The sequence below is a fragment of the Mesorhizobium sp. LHD-90 genome, from assembly GCF_030929505.1.
Classification (GTDB): domain Bacteria; phylum Pseudomonadota; class Alphaproteobacteria; order Rhizobiales; family Rhizobiaceae; genus Kumtagia.
In genome coordinates this window covers 85,398-110,499 of record NZ_JAVFVV010000019.1, presented here as the reverse complement: position 1 = coordinate 110,499, position 25,102 = coordinate 85,398, and the positions used below count along the sequence as shown (strand labels likewise).

At 64.8% G+C, this 25,102-nt stretch carries 31 protein-coding genes; 7 read left to right on the top strand and 24 right to left on the bottom strand.

Features of this window, described 5'->3' with window-relative positions:
* Positions 1 to 204 precede the first annotated feature (204 nt).
* Entirely contained in the window at positions 205 to 957 is a 753-nt protein-coding gene (locus RB623_RS23825) for a sulfite exporter TauE/SafE family protein (RefSeq protein WP_308059525.1), read from the top strand.
* Here RB623_RS23825 and trmD read toward each other — a convergent pair.
* From trmD to RB623_RS23810, 3 genes are all read right to left on the bottom strand, one after another.
* Positions 939 to 1,643, bottom strand: coding sequence for a tRNA (guanosine(37)-N1)-methyltransferase TrmD (trmD, locus tag RB623_RS23820; protein WP_308059524.1), 705 nt, complete (start codon positions 1,641 to 1,643; stop codon positions 939 to 941). The two genes, RB623_RS23825 and trmD, sit on opposite strands and share 19 nt — an antisense overlap.
* Positions 1,640 to 2,233 (bottom strand): ribosome maturation factor RimM, encoded by a 594-nt coding sequence (gene rimM, locus RB623_RS23815; RefSeq protein ID WP_308059566.1) that lies wholly within the window; start codon positions 2,231 to 2,233, stop codon positions 1,640 to 1,642. The genes trmD and rimM overlap by 4 nt, the downstream gene beginning before the upstream one ends.
* 208 nt (positions 2,234 to 2,441) lie before the next feature.
* Positions 2,442 to 3,284 carry a hypothetical protein gene (locus RB623_RS23810; RefSeq protein WP_308059523.1) on the bottom strand — a complete coding sequence of 281 codons (843 nt, stop codon included), beginning with the start codon at positions 3,282 to 3,284 and terminating at the stop codon, positions 2,442 to 2,444.
* Between the two features lie 275 nt (positions 3,285 to 3,559).
* Between RB623_RS23810 and RB623_RS23805 the strand changes: the two genes are divergently transcribed.
* From RB623_RS23805 to RB623_RS23790, 4 genes are all read left to right on the top strand, one after another.
* Positions 3,560 to 4,498 carry a tyrosine recombinase XerC gene (locus RB623_RS23805; protein ID WP_308059522.1) on the top strand — a complete coding sequence of 313 codons (939 nt, stop codon included), beginning with the start codon at positions 3,560 to 3,562 and terminating at the stop codon, positions 4,496 to 4,498.
* 66 nt (positions 4,499 to 4,564) lie between these two features.
* A complete protein-coding gene (locus RB623_RS23800; RefSeq protein ID WP_308059521.1) occupies positions 4,565 to 5,620 on the top strand; it encodes a TraB/GumN family protein in 1,056 nt (351 codons plus the stop codon).
* A 282-nt stretch (positions 5,621 to 5,902) separates the two neighbouring features.
* Positions 5,903 to 6,103, top strand: coding sequence for a hypothetical protein (locus tag RB623_RS23795; RefSeq protein ID WP_308059520.1), 201 nt, complete (start codon positions 5,903 to 5,905; stop codon positions 6,101 to 6,103).
* A gap of 188 nt (positions 6,104 to 6,291) precedes the next feature.
* Complete coding sequence (locus RB623_RS23790; RefSeq protein ID WP_308059519.1) at positions 6,292 to 6,798, top strand: hypothetical protein; 507 nt, start codon at positions 6,292 to 6,294, stop codon at positions 6,796 to 6,798.
* A 54-nt stretch (positions 6,799 to 6,852) separates the two neighbouring features.
* On the opposite strand, the gene RB623_RS23785 is transcribed toward RB623_RS23790, so the two are convergent.
* From RB623_RS23785 to mdh, 17 genes are all read right to left on the bottom strand, one after another.
* Positions 6,853 to 7,107, bottom strand: coding sequence for a hypothetical protein (locus RB623_RS23785; protein ID WP_308059518.1), 255 nt, complete (start codon positions 7,105 to 7,107; stop codon positions 6,853 to 6,855).
* 7 nt (positions 7,108 to 7,114) lie between these two features.
* Positions 7,115 to 8,521 (bottom strand): dihydrolipoyl dehydrogenase, encoded by a 1,407-nt coding sequence (lpdA, locus tag RB623_RS23780; protein WP_308059517.1) that lies wholly within the window; start codon positions 8,519 to 8,521, stop codon positions 7,115 to 7,117.
* Positions 8,522 to 8,672: 151 nt separating this feature from the next.
* Positions 8,673 to 9,821: an alpha-hydroxy acid oxidase gene (locus tag RB623_RS23775; protein ID WP_308059516.1), complete on the bottom strand. Its 1,149-nt coding sequence runs from the start codon at positions 9,819 to 9,821 to the stop codon at positions 8,673 to 8,675.
* Positions 9,822 to 9,992: 171 nt separating this feature from the next.
* Positions 9,993 to 10,538, bottom strand: a complete 546-nt coding sequence (locus RB623_RS23770) for a hypothetical protein (RefSeq protein WP_308059514.1) — start codon at positions 10,536 to 10,538, stop codon at positions 9,993 to 9,995.
* A gap of 119 nt (positions 10,539 to 10,657) precedes the next feature.
* Positions 10,658 to 11,086 (bottom strand): VOC family protein, encoded by a 429-nt coding sequence (locus RB623_RS23765; RefSeq protein ID WP_308059512.1) that lies wholly within the window; start codon positions 11,084 to 11,086, stop codon positions 10,658 to 10,660.
* A gap of 100 nt (positions 11,087 to 11,186) precedes the next feature.
* On the bottom strand, positions 11,187 to 11,597 hold the full coding sequence (locus tag RB623_RS23760) for an MAPEG family protein (RefSeq protein WP_308059511.1): 411 nt from the start codon (positions 11,595 to 11,597) through the stop codon (positions 11,187 to 11,189).
* A gap of 54 nt (positions 11,598 to 11,651) precedes the next feature.
* Positions 11,652 to 11,966 carry a DUF2442 domain-containing protein gene (locus tag RB623_RS23755; protein WP_308059510.1) on the bottom strand — a complete coding sequence of 105 codons (315 nt, stop codon included), beginning with the start codon at positions 11,964 to 11,966 and terminating at the stop codon, positions 11,652 to 11,654.
* Positions 11,963 to 12,214 (bottom strand): DUF4160 domain-containing protein, encoded by a 252-nt coding sequence (locus RB623_RS23750; protein WP_308059509.1) that lies wholly within the window; start codon positions 12,212 to 12,214, stop codon positions 11,963 to 11,965. The genes RB623_RS23755 and RB623_RS23750 overlap by 4 nt, the downstream gene beginning before the upstream one ends.
* Before the next feature lie 3 nt (positions 12,215 to 12,217).
* On the bottom strand, positions 12,218 to 13,519 hold the full coding sequence (gene odhB, locus RB623_RS23745; protein ID WP_308059508.1) for a 2-oxoglutarate dehydrogenase complex dihydrolipoyllysine-residue succinyltransferase: 1,302 nt from the start codon (positions 13,517 to 13,519) through the stop codon (positions 12,218 to 12,220).
* Between the two features lie 30 nt (positions 13,520 to 13,549).
* Positions 13,550 to 16,543, bottom strand: a complete 2,994-nt coding sequence (locus RB623_RS23740) for a 2-oxoglutarate dehydrogenase E1 component (protein WP_308059507.1) — start codon at positions 16,541 to 16,543, stop codon at positions 13,550 to 13,552.
* 124 nt (positions 16,544 to 16,667) lie between these two features.
* Positions 16,668 to 17,564, bottom strand: a complete 897-nt coding sequence (gene sucD, locus RB623_RS23735; RefSeq protein ID WP_308059506.1) for a succinate--CoA ligase subunit alpha — start codon at positions 17,562 to 17,564, stop codon at positions 16,668 to 16,670.
* A gap of 28 nt (positions 17,565 to 17,592) precedes the next feature.
* The gene (locus RB623_RS23730; protein ID WP_308059505.1) at positions 17,593 to 18,012 is read right to left on the bottom strand and encodes a PIN domain-containing protein; all 420 of its coding nucleotides are present in this window, start codon (positions 18,010 to 18,012) and stop codon (positions 17,593 to 17,595) included.
* Positions 17,936 to 18,226 carry a hypothetical protein gene (locus RB623_RS23725; RefSeq protein ID WP_308059503.1) on the bottom strand — a complete coding sequence of 97 codons (291 nt, stop codon included), beginning with the start codon at positions 18,224 to 18,226 and terminating at the stop codon, positions 17,936 to 17,938. The genes RB623_RS23730 and RB623_RS23725 overlap by 77 nt, the downstream gene beginning before the upstream one ends.
* Positions 18,227 to 18,308: 82 nt before the next feature.
* The gene (locus RB623_RS23720; RefSeq protein ID WP_308059502.1) at positions 18,309 to 18,680 is read right to left on the bottom strand and encodes a cupin domain-containing protein; all 372 of its coding nucleotides are present in this window, start codon (positions 18,678 to 18,680) and stop codon (positions 18,309 to 18,311) included.
* A 2-nt stretch (positions 18,681 to 18,682) separates the two neighbouring features.
* A complete protein-coding gene (locus tag RB623_RS23715) occupies positions 18,683 to 18,916 on the bottom strand; it encodes a hypothetical protein (protein WP_308059501.1) in 234 nt (77 codons plus the stop codon).
* 32 nt (positions 18,917 to 18,948) lie between these two features.
* A complete protein-coding gene (gene sucC / locus RB623_RS23710; protein WP_308059500.1) occupies positions 18,949 to 20,145 on the bottom strand; it encodes an ADP-forming succinate--CoA ligase subunit beta in 1,197 nt (398 codons plus the stop codon).
* Between the two features lie 30 nt (positions 20,146 to 20,175).
* On the bottom strand, positions 20,176 to 21,138 hold the full coding sequence (gene mdh, locus RB623_RS23705) for a malate dehydrogenase (protein ID WP_308059498.1): 963 nt from the start codon (positions 21,136 to 21,138) through the stop codon (positions 20,176 to 20,178).
* Between the two features lie 208 nt (positions 21,139 to 21,346).
* Here mdh and RB623_RS23700 point away from each other — a divergent pair, with 208 nt between their 5' ends.
* Complete coding sequence (locus RB623_RS23700; protein WP_308059496.1) at positions 21,347 to 21,493, top strand: hypothetical protein; 147 nt, start codon at positions 21,347 to 21,349, stop codon at positions 21,491 to 21,493.
* Here the strand turns inward: RB623_RS23700 and RB623_RS23695 are convergent.
* The 4 genes from RB623_RS23695 to RB623_RS23680 form a co-directional block, all read right to left on the bottom strand.
* Positions 21,481 to 22,365, bottom strand: coding sequence for an ADP-ribosylglycohydrolase family protein (locus RB623_RS23695; RefSeq protein ID WP_308059495.1), 885 nt, complete (start codon positions 22,363 to 22,365; stop codon positions 21,481 to 21,483). The genes RB623_RS23700 and RB623_RS23695 overlap by 13 nt on opposite strands.
* Positions 22,362 to 23,549 carry a cell division protein ZapE gene (zapE, locus tag RB623_RS23690; RefSeq protein WP_308059494.1) on the bottom strand — a complete coding sequence of 396 codons (1,188 nt, stop codon included), beginning with the start codon at positions 23,547 to 23,549 and terminating at the stop codon, positions 22,362 to 22,364. Before zapE ends, RB623_RS23695 begins: the two co-directional genes overlap by 4 nt.
* A 26-nt stretch (positions 23,550 to 23,575) precedes the next feature.
* Positions 23,576 to 24,103: a protease inhibitor Inh/omp19 family protein gene (locus RB623_RS23685; RefSeq protein ID WP_308059493.1), complete on the bottom strand. Its 528-nt coding sequence runs from the start codon at positions 24,101 to 24,103 to the stop codon at positions 23,576 to 23,578.
* 191 nt (positions 24,104 to 24,294) lie between these two features.
* Positions 24,295 to 24,735: a hypothetical protein gene (locus RB623_RS23680; RefSeq protein WP_308059492.1), complete on the bottom strand. Its 441-nt coding sequence runs from the start codon at positions 24,733 to 24,735 to the stop codon at positions 24,295 to 24,297.
* A 192-nt stretch (positions 24,736 to 24,927) separates the two neighbouring features.
* Between RB623_RS23680 and RB623_RS23675 the strand changes: the two genes are divergently transcribed.
* On the top strand, positions 24,928 to 25,089 hold the full coding sequence (locus tag RB623_RS23675; protein ID WP_308059565.1) for a DUF1328 family protein: 162 nt from the start codon (positions 24,928 to 24,930) through the stop codon (positions 25,087 to 25,089).
* The last annotated feature ends 13 nt before the right edge of the window (positions 25,090 to 25,102 follow it).

The following is a 25,102-nucleotide window of genomic DNA, read 5'->3' as shown; positions in this document are numbered from 1 at the left end:
CCTCGAAAGGAGAAGCAGGGGCGAGTTCACCGTCCTTATGACGGGCCCGGTCGGTTTGTCCTTCCGGTTGCGTGCGCGGCGATACACCAAAATGTCCGGCTTGTCACGCCCGCGCCGCAGGTTTTTCGCGGGAACCGGGCGCTTGCGCAGCGGTGGCGGGTTCCTTACACGTCTGCGCCACCCCGCCAACAAGTTCCGCCCGCCATGACTTTCGCCGACATACTGATTCTCGCCGCCGCCGGTTTCGTCTCCGGCGCGGTCAATGCCGTGGCGGGCGGGGGCACGTTCCTCACCTTCGGGGCGCTGTCGGTGGCCGGCATCCCGCCGATCGCCGCCAATGCGACCTCCGCGATCGCCCAGTTCCCAGGCTACATCACCTCGACGCTCGCCTACTGGAGCGACATCAGGACGTTCTGGCGCGGCGCGCTTGTGCTCTCGCTGATCTCGGCCATCGGCGCGCTGGCCGGCTCGCTGATCCTGCTGGCGCTCGACAACCCGTCGTTCCGCGCGATGGTGCCGTGGCTGCTGATCGCGGCGACCGCGATGTTCGCCGCCGGACCCTGGCTGAAACCCAAGCCGAAACCCGGCCAGCCGGCAGCGGTCGGCTCCGTGCCCGGCGCAATCATCCAGTTCGTGACAGCCGTCTATGGCGGCTTTTTCGGGGCTGGAATGGGTGTGATGATGCTGGCCACGCTCGGCCTCACCCAGACCGGCGATTATCATCGGCTGAACGCGCTGAAGAACATGCTGTCGATCGTCATCGCCGCGGTGGCCATCGTCGTGTTCGTGTCCGGCGGCGTGATCGCCTGGCCGCAGGCGATCGTTATGATCCCGGCCGTGGCGCTCGGCGGCTACGCCGGCGTGTGGATGGCCAGGCGTGTGCCGCAGCCCATCCTGCGCGGGTTTGTCATCGCCGTCGGCCTGTTGTTGGCGGGGTATTATTTCTGGACGGACTGAGGCCTGGCGGCGATCAGATCCGGCCGCCGTTCCTTTGTCAGTCTCTCCGCCTGCTCGCGCCGCCAGGCTGCGATTTTTGCATGATGGCCCGAGTTCAGCACGTCCGGAATGGGCACGCCCTCGAACTCTTGCGGCCGTGTATAATGCGGGTGCTCGAGCAGGCTGTTCTCGAAACTCTCCTCGTCGCCGGACTGCGCATTGCCCATGACGCCCGGCAGCAGCCGCACCACGGCGTCCAGCAACACGATCGCCGCCGGCTCGCCGCCCGACAGGATAAAATCGCCGACGGAGACTTCTTCCAGCCCTCGCGTGTCGATGAGACGCTGGTCGACGCCCTCGAAGCGCCCGCAGAGGATCACGGCGCCAGGGCCGGCAGCCAGCTCGCGCACGCGCGCCTGGGTGAGCGGTTGTCCGCGCGGGCTCATCAGCAGGCGCGGGCGGCTATCGCCTTGCGGCGAGGCGTGGTCGATGGCGCGCGCCAGCACGTCGGCGCGCATCACCATGCCGGCGCCGCCGCCGGCCGGCGTGTCGTCGACGCTGCGATGCCTGTCGAGTGCGAAGTCGCGGATCTGGACGGTCTCAAGCGACCATGCCTCTTCCGCCAGCCCCCGCCCGGCGAGCGACAGGCCAAGCGGCCCCGGGAACATTTCGGGATAGAGCGTCAGCACGCTGGCGTGAAAACTCACCGGTTGCCCCCGGCGCCCTTCGGCCCGCGCGGCCGCCGCGCCGCGTCGAAGCCACGCCGACCCTGCCCCGCTTGCCCTTCCGGCGCCGGCCCTTCCTCGCCGTCGTCGACAAGGCCGGCGGCAATGCTGTCGATGCGGACAAAACCGGCCGCGACGTCGACGACCGGCACCGCCGCATGGGTGAACGGGATGAGCAGATCCTTGGAGCCCGCGAGGTCGACCTCAAGAATATCGCCGCCGCCGAAATTCTGGATCGCCGTGATCCGTCCCAGCATGGCATCGTTTTCGTCGCGCACCGCAAGCCCGACAAGGTCGGCGTGATAGAATTCCCCGTCCTCGCCGTCGTCGGGCAGCGCCGAACGGTCGACGAACAGCTCGACGCCGTTCAGCGCCTCGGCAGCGTTGCGGTCGGCGATGCCCTTGAAGCGCACGACCACGACATTGCCCGCCGGCCTGATGTCGAGAATCTTGAAGGATCGGCCGTCGGCGGCATGCAGCGGCCCGTAGTCGCCCAGCGCCAGCGGATCGCCGGTGAAGGTTTTGACCCGCACTTCGCCGCGGATGCCGTGCGCGGCGCCGATCACGGCCATCTGGACAGGCTTTTTCACGCTCGCGGTCCCGGTTTCCAGCAAGATGCTCTAAGCTGGTTTGGTCAGCTTCGCCAACAGATTCAGCAAAGGTCCCGGCGGCATCTCAGTGTAGTCCCAATCGCCGACGATCTTGCGCGGCATGGCGGCCGGCAAGTTCCCCTCCCCCTTGTGGGGAGGGGTTAGGGGTGGGGGTACGACGCGGGGCGTCTCATGACGTGTCGGGGGATTCCAGCGCATAGACGGCGAGCGCGTGGGCATGCGCCAGAATTTCGTCGATCTCGCGGATGTTGCGGGGATGGGTCGCGGTCGGGTCGTAGCGCGACAGCCGTCCGCCGGGCGGACGGCCGCGCCGCAGCGGCGAGATGCGCCTGAAGCGCACCGCCTCGCGGCGTTGCTGGTTTTGCGTGCCCGCGGCGGCGCGGGCTTGCCTGTCCCGTGCACGTGCGGCGTCGTGGCGCGCCTTCCAGCGGGCAAAGCGTTTGGCCTGGCCCGGCAGGTCGTCGAGCGCGCGGCCCAGTGCCTCCAGCCGCAGGGCCAGCCGCGATGCGCTGACCGGATCGTCGGGCGATGGCGGCGCAGGCAAGGGGCGGCAGGATGCGCTGTCATCGAGCGACCTGATGCGCGGAACGGCATGTGCGGGCACGTAGCGGCGACGGATGCGGAACGGGTTCTTCAGCGGATCGAGCAGCGGCAGGTTCATGGTGCGCGGGCGAGCGGCGCGCCTGGCGGCGGCTCGCTTCGCCGCTTCGGCACGCGCAAAATCGGCATTCGACATGGTGACGGCGATGCCGAGGCTGCGCAGGACGGGCTCCACGGACTTAGGCTTCGGCTTGCGCGGGCGCACCGGCGGCAGGGTCACGACGATGCCGCGCGCCGCCGCGATGATCAGGCGCCGCGCCGCGGATTCGGCCGGTCGCAGCAACCGCAAAATGGCGCGGTGGAGATGGCGCGGCAGGGTGATCCCATCGCCCAATTCCGCCATGCCGACAAGCATGGCCAGCAGGCGCTTCAACGCCTGCCAGTTCTTGTCGATCGCCGGACTTACCTCCATCGCCACCGCCTCCTTCCAGCACAGGCGACGAGGATTATCGCCCACGTCGGAGGGAGGGGGATAACTCCTGGGAAAATTATCCTGACAGATGGTGACACGCGCCTGCGGTAGCGATCCGGACGAGGGGTGTTGGACCAAATGCGGTCCGCTCATCATCTTGTGCCATGCCGCACCAGCCCGGCTCATCGGTCGGACGAGCCCCCTTCGGCCACTGCGCCGTTCACGCCTTGCTAACCGGCCGCGGGCGAGCATGCTGCGCACAATGGAATCATGTCATGCAGGAATTCCTCATAGCCGCGAGGCCCGACCTCCAGGCGGCGCGTGAAAACTGGCTGAGGATGCTGGCCAGGGAACGCCGGCTGTCGCCTCTGACCGTCGAGGCATATGAACGCGACACACGGCAGTTCCTTCAGTTCCTGACCGGCCATGACGGCGGCGCGCCGGGGATCGCCGACATTGCCAATCTTCGGCCCGCCGACCTGCGCGCCTATCTGGCCGCGCGGCGCAAGGATGGCGCAGGCGCCCGCACGCTGGGGCGCGGGCTGGCCGGCGTGCGCTCGCTTTTACGCTTCCTCGAACGCAAGGGGCTGGTCAATGCGGCGGGGGCGGCGGCACTGCGTGCGCCAAAGCAGCCGAAATCGCTGCCTAAGCCGCTGACCGCGCCGGATGCGCGCCGCGTCGTCTCGGCCGAGGAGCAACTGGCTGAGGAACCATGGGTGGCGGCGCGCGACGCGGCGGTGCTGACGCTGCTTTACGGCTCCGGCCTGCGGATTTCCGAGGCGCTGGGCCTTTCGGCCTCGGTGCTGGCCTCTCCCGGCGAAAGCGTGTTGCGGGTGACCGGCAAGGGCGGCAAGACACGGCTGACGCCGGTGCTGCCGGTTGCGCTGCAGGCCGTGGCGGAATACCGGCGCCTGTGCCCCTATCATCTCGATCCGAAAGGGCTCTTGTTCCGCGGCGCGCGCGGCGGGCCGCTCAACCCGGCGATCGTGCAGCGGGCGATGCGAAAAATGCGCGGCGCGCTCAACCTGCCGGACACGGCGACGCCGCACGCGCTGCGCCATTCCTTCGCCACGCATCTGCTCGGACGCGGCGGCGACCTGCGCGTCATCCAGGAACTGCTCGGCCATGCCAGCCTGTCGACCACGCAGGTCTATACCGGCGTCGACACCGCGCGGCTGCTCGAAATCTACGATGCCGCGCATCCGAGGGCTTGAGCCGATAAGGCGTGTTTTCACGAGCGATTTAACGGTTTCACCGCATTTCGCCGCTAGTCTCGCGGCATGACCCGCTGGATCCCTTTCGCCGACCGCGCCGCGCTGCCGCTGCTCAAGCTGCTGGCAGCGGTCAACCATCTGCTGCTGCTCGCCTTCGCCCTGACGCTGGCTGTGGCGGTGGAGCGCGCCAATGCCGAGTCCGCCGCCTGCACCGGCAAGGACATGCTGGCCGAACTGCGGCACAGCGATCCCACAAAATACGCCGCCGTGGAGGCCGAGGCCGCCAAGGTCGCGAATGGCGAAGGCCTGCTGTGGAAGATCGAAAAGGCGGATGCCCAGCCGTCCTGGCTATTCGGCACCATGCATGTCACCGATCCGCGCGTGACCACGCTGACATCAGCCGCGCAGGCCGCCTACGACGCCTCCGGCACCGTCGTGATCGAGACCACGGAAGTGCTGGACCAGCAGAAGATGATGGCTTCGATCATGCAGAAGCCGGAGCTGATGATGTTCACCGACCAGACGACGCTGGCCTCCCTGCTGCCCGCCGGCGAGGCCGACTTCGTCAACAAGGCGTTGGAAAAACGTGGCATCCCGCCCACCAGCGTCGCCAAGATGAAACCCTGGGTGATCACCACCATGCTCTCCCTGCCGGCCTGCGAGTTGCAGCGAAAGGCCGGCGGGGCGCCCGTGCTCGACGCCAAGCTGGCGCAGGATGCCATTGCCGGCGGCAAGAGGCTGGAAGGACTGGAGACGGCGGTGGAGCAGATGGAGGCGATGGCCTCGCTGCCGATCGAGTTCCACATAAGGGGGCTGATCGACACGCTGAAGATCGGCGACCGCATGGACGATGTCATCGAAACGATGGTGGTGCTCTATACGCAAGGCGAGATCGGCACGGTCTGGCCGCTGCTCCGGTCGGTCCTGCCTTCCGGCGAGAACGACGTGATGTTTGAGAAGGCGATGATCACCGCGCGCAACCATACGATGGCCAAGCGTGCCGGGCCGATCGTCGATGCCGGCGGCGCCTTCATTGCGGTCGGAGCCATGCACCTGCCGGGACCGGAAGGACTGGTCGAGCTGCTGCGCAAGGCAGGCTACACGGTGTCGCGCGCCGATTAGAGCGTGTCGCGCCCAATCGGGTTCATTCTGTTTCTCGTTTGGCGAGGCGATCCACAAGGAAGGTCGAGAAGGTCGATGTGGTTCATCGGCCGAGCGGCCTGACGAAGTGGGCGCCCGCCAAACGAGAAACAGAATGAACCCGATTGGGCGCGACACGCTCTAGGGCTGACGGCGGCAGCCTGCCGCTTCCGAAAACAGGCTGCCGTTCACGCAAAGCGTGATTTGGTGCCGGCTCAACCTTTTGTTAGCGTTGCTCCCTCGCCTAGAGAGAGGAACATGCGGATGACCAGAATACTGCTGATTGCCGCCGCCTTCGGCCTTGCCGCCTCCAGCGCCCAGGCCTGCGAATACCAACGCTCCGCCCAGGCCGGCCAGGTCGACAAGACGGTGGTCGCCAGCGTCGCCACACCGCAGTCCGAGCCGGTGACCCTGCCGGAGGCCTCGGCCCAGACGCCGCAGCAGGTCGCGCCGGCCGCCGAATAGAGGCCCCGCCGCCGCTTCCGTATCGCGCCCGGCCGTGCATGGCTCGAACCATGCACGGGCTTTGTGCACGCCGCTCCAGGCGACAGGCCGCCCAGATTCGTGCGCGCCGTGCAGGTGGTGTCACGGCCTCGTGAAACCTAATCGGTTGTTGTGCGTTGTCCAGCCATCGAAACCGATGGAGGACAGAAATGGCCAACCCTAACCGCGTGCCGGATCCGCGCGAAGATCCGCTGAATCCGGTGCCGCCGTCCGGCGTAGACCCGCTTGATCCTCGCCTGACCCCTGCCAACACGCAGGAGCCCTATCGCGACAACCGCACCGTCGTGCAGGAACGCCGCAGCGGCAGCGGCGTGCTGATCGCGGCGGTCGTGCTGGTGCTTGCCGTCATCGCCTATTTCTTGTTTGCACCGAGCACGTCCAACACGCCCGGTACGCCCGACCAGCCGGTGACCACCGAACCGGCCACCCCGGCGCCGGACGCGACCGCTCCGGACGCAACCGCGCCCGCTTCGCCGGCGACCCCGGCCCAGCCTGCCCCGGATGCGACGGCTCCCGCACCGGCGCCTGACGCCACGGCGCCCGCGACGCCTGCTCCGGATGCGACCGCACCGACGGCTCCAGATGCCACGGCTCCGGCCGAGCCGGCTCCTGCCCCGGCGCAGCCCGCGCCTGCGGAACCTGCCCCGGCGCAGTAACAAGCACGGGAAAGTCTCCCAGGACGGCACGGCCCGCTTCGGCGGGCCGTTTGCTTATCGGCGGCGAAGCTCGGAGAGAACTCTGATTGCAAAGCCCAGAGTAAATAGTCCCCAAAGCAATGTGGCGGTCAAATCCAAGGCCGTCGACACATGCGCGAGCTTGGTTGTTTGATCGAATGTCCACCCCGATTCTATTGCCTTCTCCGTCAGCCAGGACATTCCGACCTGGAAGTAGAAACGCGAGGAGAGATCTACAACGAGGGCGATGATGCCTACCCGGATGAAGTTCTGCTGAAGCCACGCGCTCACGCGACACTCAGATATGGATGGGCTTGAAGAAGGTCGCGAGCGCCGCCTCCTTGACTGCTTCCGACATGGTCGGGTGCGCATGGCAGGTGCGGGCCAGATCCTCGGAGGAACCGCCGAACTCCATCAGCACGGCGATCTCATGGATCATCTCGCCGGCGCCGAAGCCGACGATATGCCCTCCGAGAACCCGGTCCGTCGCCTTGTCGGCCAGGATTTTGACAAAACCGTCGGTGTGCAGCATGGCCCGCGCCCGGCCATTGGCGGTGAAAGGAAATTTGCCGACCTTGTAGTCGATGCCGGCCTTCTTCAGTTCTTCCTCGGTCTTGCCGACCGAGGCGATCTCGGGGCTGGTGTAGACCACGCTGGGGATCACGTCGTAGTTCACGTGGCCCTTCTGACCGGCAAGGATCTCGGCGACCGCCACGCCCTCGTCCTCGGCCTTGTGCGCCAGCATCGGCCCGGCGATGGCGTCGCCGATAGCATAGATGCCCGGCACGTTCGTCTGGAGATGCCCGTCGGTCTTCACCCGGCCGCGCTCGTCCACGGCGACGCCGGCCTCGGCAAGGCCGAGACCGTCGGTATAGGGGCGGCGGCCGGTGGCGATCAGCACGGCGTCGGCCTCTATGGTCTCGGCGTCGCCGCCCTTGACCGGCTCGAAGGTGACTTTTGCGCCCTTCTTCGTCTTCTCCACGCCGGTGACTTTCGAGCCGAGGCGGATGTCAAAACCCTGCTTGGCGAGCATGCGCGAAAACTGTTTCGCCACCTCGCCATCCATGCCGCCGAGGATCGTGTCGAGATATTCGACCACCGTGACTTTTGCACCGAGCCGGCCCCAGACCGAGCCGAGTTCCAGCCCAATGACGCCGCCGCCGACCACGACGAGATGGCCAGGGACCTTGGCGAGTTCCAGCGCGCCGGTGGACGACACGATCACCTTCTCGTCGATGTCGACCTTGACGCCCGGAATGCCGGCGACGTCCGACCCGGTCGCTATGACGATCGACTTGGTCTCGAGCTCCTGCGTGCCGCCGTCCTCGGCGGTCACCAGAACCTTGCCGGCGGAGACGATGCGGCCGGTGCCCCGAATGCCGTCGATCTTGTTCTTCTTGAACAGGAAGGCGACGCCGTTGACGTTGGCGGCAACCGTCGTGTCCTTGTGTTCCATCATCTTCTTGAGGTTGAGCTTCGGCTTGCCGACCTCGACGCCCAGCGCCTCCAGCCCGTGATCGGCCTCCGCAAACATTTCGGAGGCATGCAGCAGCGCTTTCGACGGAATGCAGCCGATGTTGAGGCAGGTGCCGCCATAGGTGGCGCGTTTTTCCACCACGGCGACCTTCAGGCCGAGCTGCGCCGCCTTGATGGCGCAGACATAGCCGCCGGGTCCCGATCCGATTACCACCACGTCGTAAGCCATCGTGCTTGATCCCTCGTCGCTGCCGGGCCGTTGCGCCGCGCTCAACGTATGATGGCGGGCGCAGCGTTGCCATGCCGCAGCAGCGCATTCCTGGCAACCCTTCGATGCAAAAAAGCGGCCCGCCGAAGCGTCCTGGCGGTGAGGTCCGGACCTATCTGAAGCGCAGATTGTCGCGCGACAGTTGTCCGATCGACGTGCGGCCCATCAGCTTCATGTCGCGCGTGATCTCGGTGCGCAGGAAGCTGAGGGCGCGCTCGACACCCGGCTGGCCGGCCGCGGCGAGCGGATAGAGATAGTAGCGTCCGAGGCCGACGGCCTTGGCGCCGAGCGACAGGGCCTTCAGCACATGCGTGCCGCGCTGGATGCCGCCATCCATCATCACGTCGATCCTGTCGCCCACCGCGTCGACGATTTCGGCCAACTGGTCGAAAGCCGAACGCGACCCGTCGAGCTGCCTGCCGCCGTGGTTCGACAGGACGATGCCGGTGCAGCCGATCTCGACCGCGCGTTTTGCGTCCGCCACCGACATCACGCCCTTGAGGCAGAACTGCCCGGACCACAGACGGACCATCTCGGCCACGTCGTCCCAGCTCATCGACGGCTCGAGCATCTCGGTGAAATAGCGGCTGATCGACATCGTGCCGCCACCCATCTCGACATGCTCGTCGAGCTGCGGCAGCCGGAATTTCTCGTGGGTCACGTAGTTCAGGCCCCATGCCGGCTTGATGGCGAACTGCAGCATGCCGGCCAGGCTGAGCCGGAACGGTATGGAGAAGCCGGTGCGCAGGTCCCGCTCGCGGTTTCCCCCAGTGATGCTGTCCACCGTCAGCATCATCACCTGGATCCCGGCCTCCTTGGCGCGGCGCATCATGGCGGCGTTGAGGCCGCGATCCTTGTGGAAGTAGAACTGGTAGACCTGCGGTGCGCCGCCGCCGATCCTGCGCGCTTCCTCCAGGCTGACCGTGCCGAGCGAGGACACGCCGAACATCGTGCCGAATTTTGCGGCGGCGGCGGCCACCGCGCGTTCTCCGTCGTGATGGAAGAGGCGTTGCAGCGCAGTCGGCGAGCAGTAGAACGGCGCGGCCAGCTTCTGGCCCATGACCGTCACCGACAGGTCGACATCCGAAACGCCGCGCAGCACGTCCGGAACGAGGTCGCAGCGCTCGAAACTCTCGGTGTTGCGGCGCAGCGTCACCTCGTCGTCGGCGCCGCCGTCGATGTAGTTGAAGATCGGCCCGGGCAGGCGCTGCTTCGCCAGCCTGCGGAAATCGTGAAAATTGTAGCAGTCCGTCAAGCGCATCTATCAGCGGCCCTCAGCTTCCCGGCGCGGCCGCTGCATCGAGGCAATGGAATCCCGCCGGAGATGCAATGTCGCAGCGGCGCGCTCCTGGCAACCGCAGAACTGGAAAATCGAACACGCCGGCCGCCACACCCTGCGTCGGATGCATGGCATATGGTCCGCCGACGCCCGCTACTCCTGGCAACCGTTCAGCGCAAAGACGTCCCATGGAAGTTTCTCGATGCCGGCGACCTCGCGCACCGCCGAGAAACGCAAGGCGTGGGTCAGGTCGGAAAGGATGAGTTTTTGCGGCGCATCCTCGCCCTCGGCCGGCAGCAATCCGATATTCCCGGAGCCGTCCGACGTGTAGATGACGCCCTGCCAGGCGGTGCAGGCCTCCAGTTCCGGGCCGGTCACATCGCCAATCGGGCATTTGTAGCTCAGTATGCCGTTCGGCCTGCCGACGCCGTCGCTCCACATGACGATGCCGTCGAGCACGACCTCGCCGATGATCAGGCGAAAAGTGTTGGTCACGGTGGCATTGTCGCCGGTCGGGCGGAAGTTGATCGAGGCGGCGTCCTCGACATCGCCATAGGTCGAAAGCTCGATCGGGCAGGCGGCGAGGGCGGGGGAAGGTGCTGTCGCGAGACCTATTAGAATGCAGAAACTCAGTGCCCTACGTTGCCCCCCTCTGTCCTGCCGGACATCTCCCCCACAAGGGGGGAGATTGGCTGCCATAGATGCCGCGCTTAATCTCCCCCCTTGTGGGGGAGATGTCCGGCAGGACAGAGGGGGGCGCGAAGGAATGCCAAGTATGCCAGCGACGGCACCGTATAAGAGATGTGCGCTGCCGTCCCTCATCCCGCCCTCGCCAGCGGCGCGTTGAAGGCCCAGACATGGCCGAAGGGATCGCGGACCTTGCCGTAGCGCGCGCCCCAGAACTGATCGCCGACCGGCATGGTCACCTCCGCGCCGGCGCCCACGGCGCGCTTCATCGCGCGGTCGACATCGATCGGAAAAGCCAGGTTGACGCTGATCGTCATCGCCGCGCCGCCGCGCGACAGCGGCGACATCACGTCCGGCGAGAATTCCGGAAACTCGTCGTGCAGCATGATCTCGGAGCCGAAGACGGTCAGGTTGGCGTGCAGAACCCGTTCGCCGTCGTCGGCCATCTGCTCAAAAGTCTCGACCGCGCCGAACGCCTTCTCGTACCAGGCGATCGCCTGCTGCCCGCCCTTCACGCAGAGATGCACCTGGATCGGCGGGATGTCCGGTTCGAAAGCCATCGGCACCTTTCTGTATCGTCCGTGGCATCCGACTCTAGCCGAGCGCACGGGAAACGAAAGGGACAGGTCTTTCCATGAAGGGAGCCAGCCGAAGAACGGCTCATGCAACCAGTTGGAAGAGCATCAGCACGAGGCCGACGATCGAGACGATCCAGGCGACGGTGCGCAACCCGGGCACGCCTGCGGCATAGAGCGGAAGATAGACGACGCGCGCCGCCAGCCAGATCCAGGCGCCTGTCGCGCCGAGCCCGCCGGCCTTGCCGGTGACCACCAGTGCCAGCGCCAACGCGACGAAGGCCGGATAGGTTTCGAGAAGATTCTTCAGGGCACGGTCAAGCCGTCCGGCAAGCACGTTCTTCGATACCCGGCCCTCATCCCGCGGTCCGGCCAGATACCAGGGGCCGAGGTCGTAGGTGGCGAGAGCCTGAGCCATCACCTGTACGAGGAGCAGGACGACGCTCCAGGCGAGGACGGTGACTTCGGATGAGGCTGCTGCGGCTGCAAAGTCCATCTGACACCGTGTGCTTTCCGGAGGCGATTGCGATCGGGGCGAGCCCCCGGATGGTCACTCGGCTGCGGAACGAGACTGCCAACGATGTTCCTGTTCAGCGATCCAAGCGGCAACCTCGGGATCGACTTTCGAACGCAGGACGTCCGGACAAATGTCGATCTCGATGCCACCGTCGCCTAGCCAATAAATGGTATGACCGTATTCCGCGACCCGTACATCCCGAAAACGTCGGGGATCGCGCAGGGCGGTGAAGATGCCGTCGCTCATCAAGTCGGAAAAATCGACTACACCTTCCAGTCCGTCAGTCCACCGGACCTTGATGCGATGGTCGTCGAGCGCAACCGCGCTTTCGATGCGAAAATCGTTCAATCGATCCTCCGCGGTGCCCGGCCTTGGCGAACTGCCGTCCAGGCTTCCATCAGTTCCCAGCGATGCGCCGCCGTCCACGCAGACAGCTTGCTTTCCATGGCGGCTGGTCCTTTCCGCCCCATGACCATGCCAGAGGCGATCTCCACGCGCAATGTATGCTCTGCGAGGTACGCATGGAAGTGCGGAGGGTCGTGATCGTTCGAGAAAATGACGATACGAATTCCGTCGACCACCGCCACTGTGGGCATGGATTACAAATCCAGCACGAGCCGTTCCGGGTCCTCCAGGCTTTCCTTGACCCGCACCAGGAAGGTCACGGCTTCCTTGCCGTCGACGATGCGGTGGTCGTAGGAGAGCGCCAGATACATCATCGGGCGGATGACGATCTGGCCGCCGACCACCACCGGCCGCTCCTGGATCTTGTGCATGCCCAGAATGCCGGACTGCGGCGCATTCAGGATCGGCGTCGACATCAGCGAGCCGTAGACGCCGCCGTTGGAGATGGTGAAGGTGCCGCCCTGCATGTCGGCGACCGACAGTTTTCCGTCGCGCGCGGCGAGACCCAGGCGGCCGATCTCCTTCTCGATCTCGGCGATCGACATACGGTCCGCGTCGCGCACCACCGGCACGACCAGACCCTTCTCCGTGCCCACGGCGACGCCGACATGGGCAAAGTTCTTGTAGATGATGTCGGTGCCGTCGATCTCGGCATTGACCGCCGGGATCTCCTTCAGCGCGTGGGTGACGGCCTTGGTGAAGAAGCCCATGAAACCCAGCTTCACGCCGTGCTTCTTCTCGAACACGTCCTTGTATTTGGTTCTGAGGTCCATCACCGCCTTCATGTCGACCTCGTTGAAGGTGGTGAGCATGGCGGCGGTCGACTGCGCTTCCTTCAGCCGGCGCGCGATGGTCTGGCGCAGTCTTGTCATGCGCACGCGCTCTTCGCGGGTCTCGTCCTCGGGAGCCGACGGCGCCCGGGCAGCGGCCGGGGCGGGCGGCGCCTTGGGCGTCTCGGCCGGCTGTGAGGCCGCGCCGCGCGCTATAGCCTCTAGCACGTCGCCCTTCAGCACCTGTCCGCGCTTGCCTGAACCGGATATCTGGTCGGCCGACAGATTGCTCTCGGCGAGCAGTTTTGCGGCCGACGGCCCCGGCGGCATGTCGCGCTTCTCGATCGGTCCCTCGCCGGCGATCGCCGCGGTCTTGGCGGCAGCTTCCTTGCCGGTCGCTGCACCCGCCGCACCCGCGGCCTGGGCGACGGCCTCGGGCTTGGTCGGCACCGTCTTCGGTTCTTCCGCCTTGGCAGCGGGTTTTTCACCGCCGGCCGAAATGGAACCGAGCAGCGCACCGACGCCGACCGTCTCGCCGTCCTTGGCGGCGATCTCGGAGAGCGTACCCCCGGCAGGCGCAGGCACCTCGATGGTCACCTTGTCGGTTTCCAGTTCCAGCAGCGGTTCGTCGACGTTGACGGCGTCGCCGATCTTCTTGAACCACTTGCCGATCGTCGCTTCGGTGACGGATTCGCCGAGAGTGGGGACGCGGATTTCGCTGGCCATTTGGTTCCTGCCCGTTGATGCCTGTAGGTTCTATTCGCCGAGAGCGTCGTCGAGGAATGCCTGCAACTGCGCCAGATGTTTCGACATCAGGCCGGTCGCCGGCGAAGCGGATGCCGGACGGCCGGCGTAACGCACGCGCTGGTGTTTTGCGTCGATATGGGCGAGCACCCATTCCAGATAGGGATCGATGAAGGACCAGGCGCCCATGTTCTTCGGCTCCTCCTGGCACCACACCATCTCGGCGTTCCTGAACCGCGACAGTTCGGTGATCAGCGCCTTGGCCGGGAACGGATAGAGCTGTTCGACGCGCAGCAGGTAGACGTCGTTGACGCCGCGCTTCTCGCGCTCTTCGAGGAGGTCGTAATAGACCTTGCCCGAGCACATGACGACGCGGCGTATCTTCGAATCCTTGACCAGCCGCACCAGCTCGGTGCTCGCACTGCCCGACTGGGCGTCGTCCCACAGCAGGCGGTGGAAAGCGCTTTCGCCCGACATTTCCGACAGCGTCGACACCGCCCGCTTGTGGCGCAGCAGCGACTTCGGCGTCATCAGGATCAGCGGCTTGCGGAAGTCGCGCTTCAATTGCCGGCGTAGGATGTGGAAATAGTTGGACGGCGTCGAAACGTTGGCGACCTGCATGTTGTCTTCGGCGCAAAGCTGCAGGAACCGCTCCAGCCGCGCCGAGGAATGTTCCGGCCCCTGGCCCTCGTAGCCGTGCGGCAGCAGGCAGACGAGGCCCGACATGCGCAGCCACTTGCGCTCGCCCGACGAGATGAACTGGTCGAACACCACCTGCGCGCCATTGGCGAAGTCGCCGAATTGCGCTTCCCAGAGCGTAAGCGCCTTCGGCTCGGCGAGCGAGTAGCCATATTCGAAGCCCAGCACCGCCTCTTCCGAGAGCATCGAGTTGATGACCTCGTAGCCGGCCTGGGCTGCCGAGAGGTTGTTGAGCGGGATGTATCGGGTCTCGTCGCGCTGGTCGTAGAGCACCGAATGGCGCTGCGAGAAGGTGCCGCGTTCAGAATCCTGGCCGGACAACCGGATCGGGTTGCCGTCGAGCAGGATGGCGCCGAAGGCCAGCGCCTCGGCGGTGGACCAGTCGATGCCCTCGCCGGAATCGATCATCTTGCGGCGCGTCTCGAGGAATCGCGAAATCGTCTTGTGCGCCTCGAAATTCTTCGGCGTGTCCGTCAGCTTGCGGCCGATCTCCTTCAGCGTCTTCAGCGGTACGGCGGTCTTGCCGCGGCGCATCTCGTCCTGGCTGTCGGCGGTGCGCAGGCCGGACCAGGCGCCGTCCAGCCAGTCGGCCTTGTTCGGCTTGTAGGTCTGGCCGGACTCGAACTCGATCTCCAACCTGGCGCGCCAGTCGGCCTTCATGCGGTCGAACTCGGCCTGGTCGATCAGGCCCTCGGCGACCAGCTTGTCGGCATAGAGCTGCAGCGTCGACTTGTGGGTGCGGATGGTGCGGTACATGATCGGCTGGGTGAAGGCAGGCTCGTCGCCCTCGTTGTGGCCGAAGCGCCGGTAGCAGAACATATCCACCACCACCGGCTTCTGGAACCGCATGCGGAACTCGATGGCGATCTTGGCGGCGTAGACCACGGCCTCCGGATCGTCGCCGTTGACGTGGAAGATCGGCGCCTCGATCATCTTCGCCACATCCGACGGATAGGGCGAGGAGCGCGAGAAGCGCGGATTGGTGGTGAAGCCGATCTGGTTGTTGATGATGAAATGCAGCGTGCCGGCAACCCGGTGGCCCTTCAACCCCGACAGGCCGAGGCACTCGGCGATGACGCCCTGGCCCGCAAACGCTGCGTCGCCATGCAGCAGCAGCGGCAGCACTTTTGCGCGCTCCTCGAGCGGCACGATCTCCTCACGGGTGCGGCCGTAGAGTTGGTCCTGCTTGGCGCGCGCCTTGCCCATCACCACCGGATCGACGATCTCCAGGTGCGAGGGGTTGGCGGTGAGCGACAGGTGCACCTTGTTGCCGTCGAACTCGCGGTCCGACGAGGCTCCGAGATGGTATTTCACGTCGCCCGAGCCCTCGACGTCGTCGGGCGCGTAGGAGCCGCCCTTGAACTCGTGGAACACCGCGCGGTGCGGCTTGGCCATCACGTTGGTGAGCACGTTGAGGCGGCCGCGATGCGCCATGCCGAGCACGATTTCCTTCATGCCGAGCGAGCCGCCGCGCTTGATGATCTGCTCAAGCGCCGGGATCAGCGATTCGCCGCCGTCGAGGCCGAAGCGCTTGGTGCCCTTGTATTTGACGTCGATGAACTGCTCGAAACCTTCGGCCTCGATCAGCTTCTGCAGGATGGCCTTCTTGCCTTCCCTGGTAAAGGTAATCTCCTTGTCGGCGCCTTCGATGCGCGACTGGATCCAGCTCTTCTCCTCGGGGTCGGAGATGTGCATGAATTCGACGCCGAGCGTCGAGCAATAAGTGCGGGTGAGAATCTCCAGCATCTGCCGGATGGTCGCGGATTCGAGACCGAGCACGTTGTCGAGGAATATCTTGCGGTCGTAGTCCGCCTCGGTGAAGCCGTAGGAGGTCGGCGACAGCTCGTTATAGTCCTCGATCGGCTTGGCGAGGTGCAGCGGGTCGAGGTCGGCATGCAGGTGGCCGCGCATTCTGTAGGCGCGGATCATCATGATGGCGCGCACCGAGTCGCGCGTCGCCTGGTGTACCTCGTCGTCGGACATGACCTTGCCGTTGGCGGCGGCCTTGTCCTTGACCTTCTTCTCGACGACCTTCTCGATCAGGCCCCAATTGCCGTCGAGCGCCGAGACCAGTTCGCCATTGGCGGCGATCGGCCAGCTCGGCTTGGCCCAGGAGGCGCCCCTGGCGTTCTTGCGAACGTCGCCGGCGTCGTCCTTCAGCGCACCGAAGAAGTCGCGCCATTCTGGCGACACCGACTGAGGATCGTCCTCGTAGGAGGCCTGCAACTGCTCGATATAGTCGGCGTTGCCGCCATAGAGGAACGAGGTGACCGAGAATTGGTCGTTGGCTTGGTCCTGCCTGGCCATTAGCGTCTATCGGAGCTTTGCTCCGTCTCCTTTGTCGAGGGGAGTAGGGGAGTAAGGGAGTAAGGCAGTAGGGGAGTATGCTGGCGCTTTCCCTACTCCCCTACTGCCCTATTCCCCTACTCCCTTAACCCTTGATTGCCTCAACCAGCGTCTTGCCCAGTCGCGCCGGCGACGGCGATACCTTGATGCCGGCCGCTTCCATCGCCGCGATCTTGTCTTCCGCGCCGCCCTTGCCGCCGGAGATCACCGCGCCGGCATGGCCCATGGTACGGCCGGGAGGGGCGGTGCGGCCGGCGATGAAACCCGCCATCGGCTTTTTCCGCCCGCGCTTGGCCTCGTCCTTGAGGAACTGCGCGGCGTCCTCCTCGGCCGAACCGCCGATCTCGCCGATCATGATGATCGATTTCGTCTCATCGTCGGCCAGGAACATTTCGAGGATGTCGATGAACTCCGTGCCTTTCACGGGGTCGCCGCCGATGCCAACGGCCGTCGACTGGCCGAGGCCCTCGTTCGTGGTCTGGAACACAGCCTCATAGGTAAGTGTTCCCGAGCGCGAGACAACGCCCACCGAGCCCTTGCGGAAAATGTTGCCGGGCATGATGCCGATCTTGCACTCATCCGGCGTGACGATGCCGGGGCAGTTCGGGCCGATGAGGCGCGACTTCGACTTGTCGAGCTTTGCCTTGACCTTGACCATGTCGAGCACCGGGATGCCCTCGGTGATGCAGACGATCAGCGGGATTTCCGCCTCGATCGCCTCGATGATCGCGGCAGCCGCGCCCGCCGGCGGCACGTAGACGACCGAGGCGTCGGCGCCGGTCTTCTCCTTGCCTTCGGCCACGGTGGCGAAGATCGGCAGCGACACGCTGCCGTCCCAGAAGGTGCCGCCCTTCTTGGGATTGATGCCGCCGACCATTTTGGTGTCGTGATAGGCAAGCGCCTGCTCGGTGTGGAACGTACCGGTGTTGCCGGTCAGGCCCTGCACCAGGATTTTCGTGTTCTTGTCGATGAGGATGGACATGAAGCGCTTCGTCCCCGGTGTTCAGCGTTCAGAGGAAAGGATTGACGGCGCGAACCGAGCCGTAAACCTGGTTGTGGTTGAGGTCTTCCGTAAAAAAGATCGGCGCGCCGAGGCGCTCGGCGGCGGCGAGCAACGCGGCGTCGTAGTAATGGATTCGGTAGCGCCGCGCGAATTCCAGCCCGGCACGGACATAGGCATCGTCCACCGGGACCAGAGGGCAAGTTCCGAGAAAGATGAGCCATTGATCGATCGATTCGTCGACGAGCAATTTCTTGCGGCGGGCAACGGCGACAAATTCGGCCATGACCTGCCCCGTCGTTCCGAACAGGGTGTCATGCACGAGGCGTTCCGCAATTGAAGTCCAGCGCGATTCAAGACTCTTCTTCTCCGAAGCCGCGTAGATCAGGACGTTCGTGTCGAGAAAGCAGTCGATCCTCTCGGTCGGCATATGCGTCTCTTCTGTTCCAGACATAGGGCTCGCCGTCGTCAAGAGCCGCCTTGGCTCTCGCTTCCTCCATGAGCCGCTTCATTCCAGCCTTGGCCCAGGCGACACGATCTTCCTGCTCGACTTCATGTTCCAACAATGAGCGCACCATCGCATTCAGCGTCGTCTTGCGCCGCTCGGCCAAGGCCCGTGCCTGCTCCAGAAGCTTCTCGTCCATGGCTAGAGTCACATTCTTCATCATAGCCTCCACATAATCACACAGTTCATATATGTGTCATTATGTGTAAAATGTCCATCTTCTAGAGCCGCTTCAAATCGGTAACGGTCAGGTCGCTCTTGGTATTTCCGGTATTCAGGGTCGTCGCCGGCTCGAACATCAGCACCACCGGCTCCTCGGTCAGCGAGCGCGGCCGGTGCTCGACGCCGCGCGGCACCACGATGAAGTCACCCTCGCCGAGTTCCACCGGTCCGTCGCGAAAATCGATGGCGATCCTTCCGCGCAGCACCAGGAACGCCTCGTCTTCGTTCTCATGCGCATGCCAGTCGAAACTCTTGCCGAATTTCGCGACCTTGGCCTGGCTGTCGTTCACATCGCCGGCGATATGCGGATCGAAGACCTTTTCGATCTTCTGATCCGCGGCGGCGACGAGATTGATCTTGCGGGGCGGCATTGTCAGGATCTTCCTTGCCGCAGATCGGCTTTAAGTTCGCGCAACACAGCCGTGATCTCGCGATTGCTTTCAACAAGCTCCCGGATCGCCGCGCTATTGTCGGCTCCGGCGCTTTGTCGACTACGTGCATACCGCTTGAAAACGACCACTCCCCAAATCCACGTGCCGACGTAGATCACGAACGGGAGCCAAGCTACGATTGTTTCTATCACACCCGGGGTGCTGTCCGTTTCCATCGCCGCGCCTTGGGTCAAGGTCAGAAATTACGCTACGCGTTTCCAACCGCCGCCACGATCTTCTTGGCCGCGTCGTCGAGATCGTCGGCCGAGGTCACGTTCAGCCCGCTCTCATTGATGATCTTCTTGCCGAGCTCGGCATTGGTGCCTTCCAGGCGCACCACCAGCGGCACCTTCAGCCCGACTTCCTTCACGGCGGCAATCACGCCCTCGGCAATGATGTCGCACTTCATGATGCCGCCAAAGATGTTGATCAGGATGCCCTTAACCGCCGGGTCTTTTGTGATGATCTTGAAGGCCGCCGTCACCTTCTCCTTGCTCGCGCCGCCGCCGACGTCGAGGAAGTTGGCCGGCTCGGCGCCGTACAGCTTGATGATGTCCATGGTGGCCATCGCCAGGCCGGCGCCATTCACCATGCAGCCGATATTGCCGTCGAGCGCGACATAGGCGAGGTCGTATTTCGACGCCTCGATCTCCTTCTCGTCCTCCTCGGTGGTGTCGCGTAGCTCCACGACCTCCGGATGACGGAACAGCGCATTGTTGTCGAACGACACCTTTGCGTCGAGCACGCGCAGCCGGCCGTTCTTCATGACGATCAGCGGGTTAACCTCAAGGAGGCTCATGTCCTTCTCGACAAAGGCCTTGTAGAGCGCCGGGAAAACCGTCTCGCCGTCCTTCGCCGCATCGCCGTCGAGCCCGTAGGCGGCGTTGATCTTTTTCACGTCCCCGGCGGTCACGCCCGCTTCCGGGTCGATCGCCAGCGTGATGATCTTTTCCGGCGTATCGTGGGCGACGCCCTCGATATCCATGCCGCCTTCGGTCGAGACCACGAAGGCGATCTTGCCGACCGAGCGGTCGACCAGCAGCGACAGATAAAGCTCGCGGTCGATGTCGGCGCCGTCCTCGATATAGAGGCGGTTGACCTGCTTGCCGGCCGGGCCGGTCTGCTTGGTGACCAGCGTGTTGCCAAGCATCTCATTGACGTTGGTCACCACCTCGGCCACCGACTTCGCCAGCCGCACGCCGCCCTTGGCGTCCGGGCCAAGCACCTTGAATTTTCCCTTGCCGCGCCCGCCGGCATGGATCTGGCTCTTCACCACATAGAGCGGCCCGGGCAGTTTTTTCGCGGCAGCTTCCGCCTCGCCGGCCTTGAGGATGGCGACGCCGTCGGCCACCGGCAGCCCAAAACCCTTAAGAAGCTGCTTGCCCTGGTATTCGTGAATGTTCATGGCTGGCCTCTCGCTTGCGTTTGGGTGCGGTTACTTCAGGCTGGGCGCGATGGTGACGCAGGCGTCGCAAAGCCCCTTCACGGCCGCCACCGACTTCTCGAACATCGCCTTCTCGGCGTCGTCGAAGGCGATCTCGACGATGCGCTCGGCGCCGCCGGCGCCGATCACCACCGGCACGCCGACATACATGTCCTTCACGCCGTACTGGCCCGACAGATAGGCGGCGCAGGGCAGCACGCGCTTCTTGTCCTTCAGAAAACTCTCGGCCATGGCGACCGCGGAAGCCGCCGGCGCGTAATAGGCCGAGCCGGTCTTCAGCAGGCCGACGATCTCGCCGCCGCCTTTTCGCGTGCGCTCGACGATGGCGTCCAGCTTTTCCTGCGTGGTCCAGCCCATCTTGACGAGATCGGGCAGCGGCACGCCGGCCACGTTGGAATAGCGGGTCAGCGGCACCATGTCGTCGCCATGGCCGCCCAGCGTCATGGCATGCACGTCCTCGACCGAGACCTTGAACTCCTCGGCGAGGAAATAGCGGAAGCGGGCAGAATCCAGCACGCCGGCCATGCCGATCACATGGCTCTTGGGCAGGCCGGAGAACTTCTGCAGCGCCCAAACCATGGCGTCGAGCGGGTTGGTGATGCAGATGACGAAGGCGTTCGGCGCATACTTCGCAATGCCGGCACCGACCTGCTCCATGACCTTCAAATTGATGCCGAGCAGGTCGTCGCGGCTCATGCCCGGCTTGCGCGGCACGCCGGCCGTGACGATGCAGACATCGGCGCCCTTGATGCCGGCATAGTCGTTGACGCCGACATAGCGGGCGTCGACCCCCTCGACCGGTGTGGATTCGGCGATGTCGAGGCCCTTGCCCTGCGGGATGCCTTCGGCGATGTCGAAAAGGACGACGTCGCCCAGTTCCTTGAGCCCGATCAGATGGGCGAGCGTGCCGCCGATCATTCCGGAGCCGATGAGGGCTATCTTGCTGCGTGCCATTCGGAAGGAATCCCTGTCTTTGAACTGTCGCGGAGAACGCGCTAGAAGTTGGAGACGGGCGGTAAGATAGCCCGGGACATCGGCGCTGCAATAGACCCGAGCGCTACTATTTTCAACCGATTATTTTGATATCAATGTTTTCAATCGGTTAGATTGATTTGTATTTACGTAAACGTCAAAGTGTATATTGCGTTAAGGTTTGGATACCATGTTCGAACTCGGCCGGACGTTCGGCTGCGAAGAGGCCTGGGTCGGCACGGAGCCGGACAATCTTGCGGCACGAAAGCTCTATGAAAGCCGCCCGGAAACCGGCGAGCCGGCACAGGATTTCGTGATGTATGTCTATGAGCTTTGAGTTTCGCGCAGCGCCCAGAGCCGCTCGGCCCGTTCAACAATGTCGTCGCGCCATGCGAGCTTTGCGAGCCAATCCTCGGGGATGCCGGCAAGCCCATAGCGCGCGCCGGCGATCTGACCGGTAACCGCGCCGACCGTGTCGGCGTCATCGCCGAGATTTGCAGCGAGCAGCACGGCCTCACGGAAATCGGACGTGGTCGCCACGCACCAGCGCGCCGCATCAAGCGTCGCGGGAGCATGGCCCGAACTGACGATCTCGTCGCGCCTTTTGTAGTGTAGGGCGATGACGGACTCCGGAAGAATGCCGGTCTCGATCAGATTCCACAACGTCTCCGCCAGTTCCGCACAACAGCGATCCGGCACAGGGGCGGCATGTGTGGTACGGCCCTGCGTCTGCGCGAGTTCCCGGGCGTTGGCGCGACTGGTCGCGCAAACCACCGCCGGAGCCAATCGCATGATCGATCCGTTGGCCTGCATATGCTCTTCGGTATTGTTCACCAGCGAGCCGTCCCGCTCGAACGCCCCAAGCGAGCGCCGCGTGGCATTGCCTATGTCGAAACATTCGCCGGTCACCGAGTTTTCGCCGAACTCGAACCATCTCCAGAAACTGGCCAGCAGGTGTTTTGCATCGACGCGGCCTCCCCGCGCGATCAGGGAGTCGGCCAGGCAAAGCGCCATCGACGTATCGTCCGTCCATTCGCCGGGCTTCAGGCGGAACGGACCGCCACCAACCATGTCGGTGATCGGCTCAAAACTGTCGCGCGTCTTGAATTCCAGAGTAGTGCCGACAGCGTCGCCGACCGCAAGGCCGACAAACGCGCCAATCGCGCGATCACGCTTCTCATCGCTGTGACCCGCAGCCGCCTGGTTCATGAGGCCGCCGCTTGAACGCGGGACGTGTCGTGCCTCTCCGCCCATTCCTTCAGCCAGTCCCGGCTCTGCATCTCGATCAGCCGCGACACCGTTCGGTCGAACTCGAAAACTTCAACCCCCGACTTGCCGATGTAAAGCTGGTCAGGCGGGACGGCAGCGCTGGCGACCAGCCGGATTTGCCGGTCGTAGAGCGTGTCGATGAGCAGGATCAGGCGTTTGGCCTCGTTGCGCCGCCCGTCGGCAAGGACCGGGATGCGGTCGATGAAGATGGTAGAATAACGCGAGGCGATGGCGAGATAGTCGCGTGCGCCGAGCGGCTTTTCACATAGGTCGGCGAAGGAAAACCGTGCCGCGCCGTCCGCCGCCGCCGGCACGGCAATCTCGCGGCCCTTGACCGCGACCGTATCCGGCGCCGTCTGGCGGCCATGCGTCATCGTCTTCCACGCCTCATCCATCTGGCGCTCCGCCTCCGACCCCAGCGGCGTGACATAGACCGGCATGCGGTTGAGCTTTTCCATCCGGTAGTCGGTATCGGAATCGAGGCTCATCACCTCGGCATGCCGCTTCAGAATGTCGACGAAAGGCAGGAACAGCGGCCGGTTCAGCCCGTCGCGATAGAGATCGTCCGGCGCAACGTTGGACGTAGCGACCAGCACCACGCCGTTGGCAAACAGCGCCGAGAACAGCCGCGACAGGATCATCGCGTCGGCGATGTCAGTCACCGAAAACTCGTCGAAGCACAGAAGCTGCGTTTGCTCGGCGATCGCTCTCGCCACCGGCGGGATCGGATCGTCCTCCTTGACCGTGCCGTCCTTGCGCGCCTGCCGGTGTTTCTGGATGCGGTCGTGGGCCTCGGCCATGAAGTCGTTGAAATGCACGCGCCGCTTGCGCCGCATCGGCGCCAGTTCGAAGAACATGTCCATCAGCATGGTCTTGCCGCGGCCGACCCCGCCGTGAATGTAAAGACCCTTGACCCCGGAGGCTTCCGGCTTCCGGGCGAACAGCCAGCCGAGCGCGCTGGACTTGCGCGCCAGCCGCTTGGCTCCGAGTCCGTCGAGAAGCCGGTCAAGCGCGCCGACGATCCGTTCCTGCGCCGGATCGCGTACGACCGCGCCGGTGGAGACCAGATGGTCGTAGCGCTGGCGGACCGTGGCGTGCGGCTGGATGCCGTCGCGGATATGCATGATTTTTCAGCCCACAGGGCCTCGGATCAGCGGCTGAAGGAGATCGGAACGCCGGTTTCGGTCTGGCCGTCGAACTTTTCCGGACCTGACGAGTAGAGGCGGGCCGCCACCGCGCCGTTCTCGTCATAGAGCGACAGTTGCTTGCCGGCGACAGACCAGGATTTCACGCCGTCGACAGGGGCCGGGCAGCGCAGCGGGCCGGCGCGAAAACCCTGGCCGAACTTGGTCTGCGACGTGGCGATCTTGCAGTTCTGGCCGGAGACGGAGACGTTCCAGACACCACCCACAGTCGAGGGCGTCAGATCGGGCGCGTCGGGCGGCGGGCCTGCCGGCGCGGCGGCGACCGCCGGTTCGGCCGGCGTCGGCGCGGTCGGGAAGGCGGCGGGGTTGGCAGGTGCGGGCGGCGGCAGCTTGTTGGACGTGACCGGTCCCGACGGCGCCGCCGGCAGGGGCGCCGGCCGTTCTTCCACCGAACCGAAACGCGAGCTCTGGCAGCCGCTCACGGCCAGCGCCGTGACCGCCGCAAGCAGGATGCCCGTTCTCGAAAATGCCATATCCGACCTCCTGCGGGACGCCGCCGCGTCACCCGACCACATCACCAGCTTTGCTGAAGCTATAATAGGGCGAAATTTCAACCGTTCATGGTTAAGATCGAGTTTCCGGCGCGCAATGTTGCAAAATTGTCGCTGATTGTATGCGGTTGCCCGCCGCCTTTCGAACGCGGCGACCGTGCCTCGCCGTCGATCTATACGCCCAGCGCCAGGCTCGGCACGAAGATGTAGCCGTGCGGGCCGACGACATGGCACTCGCGGATGCCGTGCGGCTTGTCGAGCGAACCGGCGAGCACGGTGTGACCGGCTGCCCGCGCCCTCGCCTCGACCGCGTCCGGGTCGGCGCCGTAGAGCCTGATCTCCATGCCCAGCCCGCGCAACTCGACGCCGTCGATCACCCCGATCATCGCATGGTCGAGATAGGTATGGTCGGCATGCAGCATGAGCACCGAGCCGAGCAACTCTACCACTGCAAAATCAACATCCGAATAGACGATTCTTCCGCCCAGCACGTCGCGGCAGAAGGCCTCCATCTCCGCGACTTCCGGCACCAGCAGGTTGAGCCCGACGCCGCGCGGCAGCGAGCGGCCGAACGCGTCGGCATCCATCCAGGGCGTTCCGGTACGCTTTTTCATGCCACCCTCCTCCGCTTTCCGTAGACCGCAACCTTAGAGGCGTTGGCGGTGGCCGATAATGCGCCACGAAGGTCCGGGCGGTCCTCCAGGGCGCTTGGTGGCGCTTTGCGGGAAACGGAGCGGTCTCATGCTGTGAACGCGTGCGGGAACGAAGCGGCAGCCATGGCGTTCATGGCCGGCGAGGACGCCTTCATGATCAAATGGATACTCATTCTTTTGGTGGTTGCGGCGGTGGCGAGCCTTCTCGGCTTCCACAAATTGGCGGGCGCCGCCGCCACCGGCGTGCGCATTCTCATCGCCCTCGTGTTGATCCTGTTCCTGCTGGTCATTCTTGGCGTCATCGCCATCGCGTAGCCGGTCTGCCCAG

Coding starts and splice junctions, on each gene's coding strand:
- RB623_RS23825 (WP_308059525.1), top strand. CDS start 205: ATGACTTTCGCCGACATACTGATTCTCGCCGCCGCCGGTTTCGTCTCC.
- rimM (WP_308059566.1), bottom strand. CDS start 2,233: ATGGCCGTGATCGGCGCCGCGCACGGCATCCGCGGCGAAGTGCGGGTC.
- RB623_RS23810 (WP_308059523.1), bottom strand. CDS start 3,284: ATGGAGGTAAGTCCGGCGATCGACAAGAACTGGCAGGCGTTGAAGCGC.
- RB623_RS23805 (WP_308059522.1), top strand. CDS start 3,560: ATGCAGGAATTCCTCATAGCCGCGAGGCCCGACCTCCAGGCGGCGCGT.
- RB623_RS23800 (WP_308059521.1), top strand. CDS start 4,565: ATGACCCGCTGGATCCCTTTCGCCGACCGCGCCGCGCTGCCGCTGCTC.
- RB623_RS23795 (WP_308059520.1), top strand. CDS start 5,903: ATGACCAGAATACTGCTGATTGCCGCCGCCTTCGGCCTTGCCGCCTCC.
- RB623_RS23790 (WP_308059519.1), top strand. CDS start 6,292: ATGGCCAACCCTAACCGCGTGCCGGATCCGCGCGAAGATCCGCTGAAT.
- lpdA (WP_308059517.1), bottom strand. CDS start 8,521: ATGGCTTACGACGTGGTGGTAATCGGATCGGGACCCGGCGGCTATGTC.
- RB623_RS23775 (WP_308059516.1), bottom strand. CDS start 9,821: ATGCGCTTGACGGACTGCTACAATTTTCACGATTTCCGCAGGCTGGCG.
- RB623_RS23770 (WP_308059514.1), bottom strand. CDS start 10,538: ATGGCAGCCAATCTCCCCCCTTGTGGGGGAGATGTCCGGCAGGACAGA.
- RB623_RS23765 (WP_308059512.1), bottom strand. CDS start 11,086: ATGGCTTTCGAACCGGACATCCCGCCGATCCAGGTGCATCTCTGCGTG.
- RB623_RS23760 (WP_308059511.1), bottom strand. CDS start 11,597: ATGGACTTTGCAGCCGCAGCAGCCTCATCCGAAGTCACCGTCCTCGCC.
- RB623_RS23750 (WP_308059509.1), bottom strand. CDS start 12,214: ATGCCCACAGTGGCGGTGGTCGACGGAATTCGTATCGTCATTTTCTCG.
- odhB (WP_308059508.1), bottom strand. CDS start 13,519: ATGGCCAGCGAAATCCGCGTCCCCACTCTCGGCGAATCCGTCACCGAA.
- RB623_RS23740 (WP_308059507.1), bottom strand. CDS start 16,543: ATGGCCAGGCAGGACCAAGCCAACGACCAATTCTCGGTCACCTCGTTC.
- sucD (WP_308059506.1), bottom strand. CDS start 17,564: ATGTCCATCCTCATCGACAAGAACACGAAAATCCTGGTGCAGGGCCTG.
- RB623_RS23730 (WP_308059505.1), bottom strand. CDS start 18,012: ATGCCGACCGAGAGGATCGACTGCTTTCTCGACACGAACGTCCTGATC.
- RB623_RS23725 (WP_308059503.1), bottom strand. CDS start 18,226: ATGGACGAGAAGCTTCTGGAGCAGGCACGGGCCTTGGCCGAGCGGCGC.
- RB623_RS23720 (WP_308059502.1), bottom strand. CDS start 18,680: ATGCCGCCCCGCAAGATCAATCTCGTCGCCGCCGCGGATCAGAAGATC.
- RB623_RS23715 (WP_308059501.1), bottom strand. CDS start 18,916: ATGGAAACGGACAGCACCCCGGGTGTGATAGAAACAATCGTAGCTTGG.
- sucC (WP_308059500.1), bottom strand. CDS start 20,145: ATGAACATTCACGAATACCAGGGCAAGCAGCTTCTTAAGGGTTTTGGG.
- mdh (WP_308059498.1), bottom strand. CDS start 21,138: ATGGCACGCAGCAAGATAGCCCTCATCGGCTCCGGAATGATCGGCGGC.
- RB623_RS23700 (WP_308059496.1), top strand. CDS start 21,347: ATGTTCGAACTCGGCCGGACGTTCGGCTGCGAAGAGGCCTGGGTCGGC.
- RB623_RS23695 (WP_308059495.1), bottom strand. CDS start 22,365: ATGAACCAGGCGGCTGCGGGTCACAGCGATGAGAAGCGTGATCGCGCG.
- zapE (WP_308059494.1), bottom strand. CDS start 23,549: ATGCATATCCGCGACGGCATCCAGCCGCACGCCACGGTCCGCCAGCGC.
- RB623_RS23685 (WP_308059493.1), bottom strand. CDS start 24,103: ATGGCATTTTCGAGAACGGGCATCCTGCTTGCGGCGGTCACGGCGCTG.
- RB623_RS23680 (WP_308059492.1), bottom strand. CDS start 24,735: ATGAAAAAGCGTACCGGAACGCCCTGGATGGATGCCGACGCGTTCGGC.
- RB623_RS23675 (WP_308059565.1), top strand. CDS start 24,928: ATGATCAAATGGATACTCATTCTTTTGGTGGTTGCGGCGGTGGCGAGC.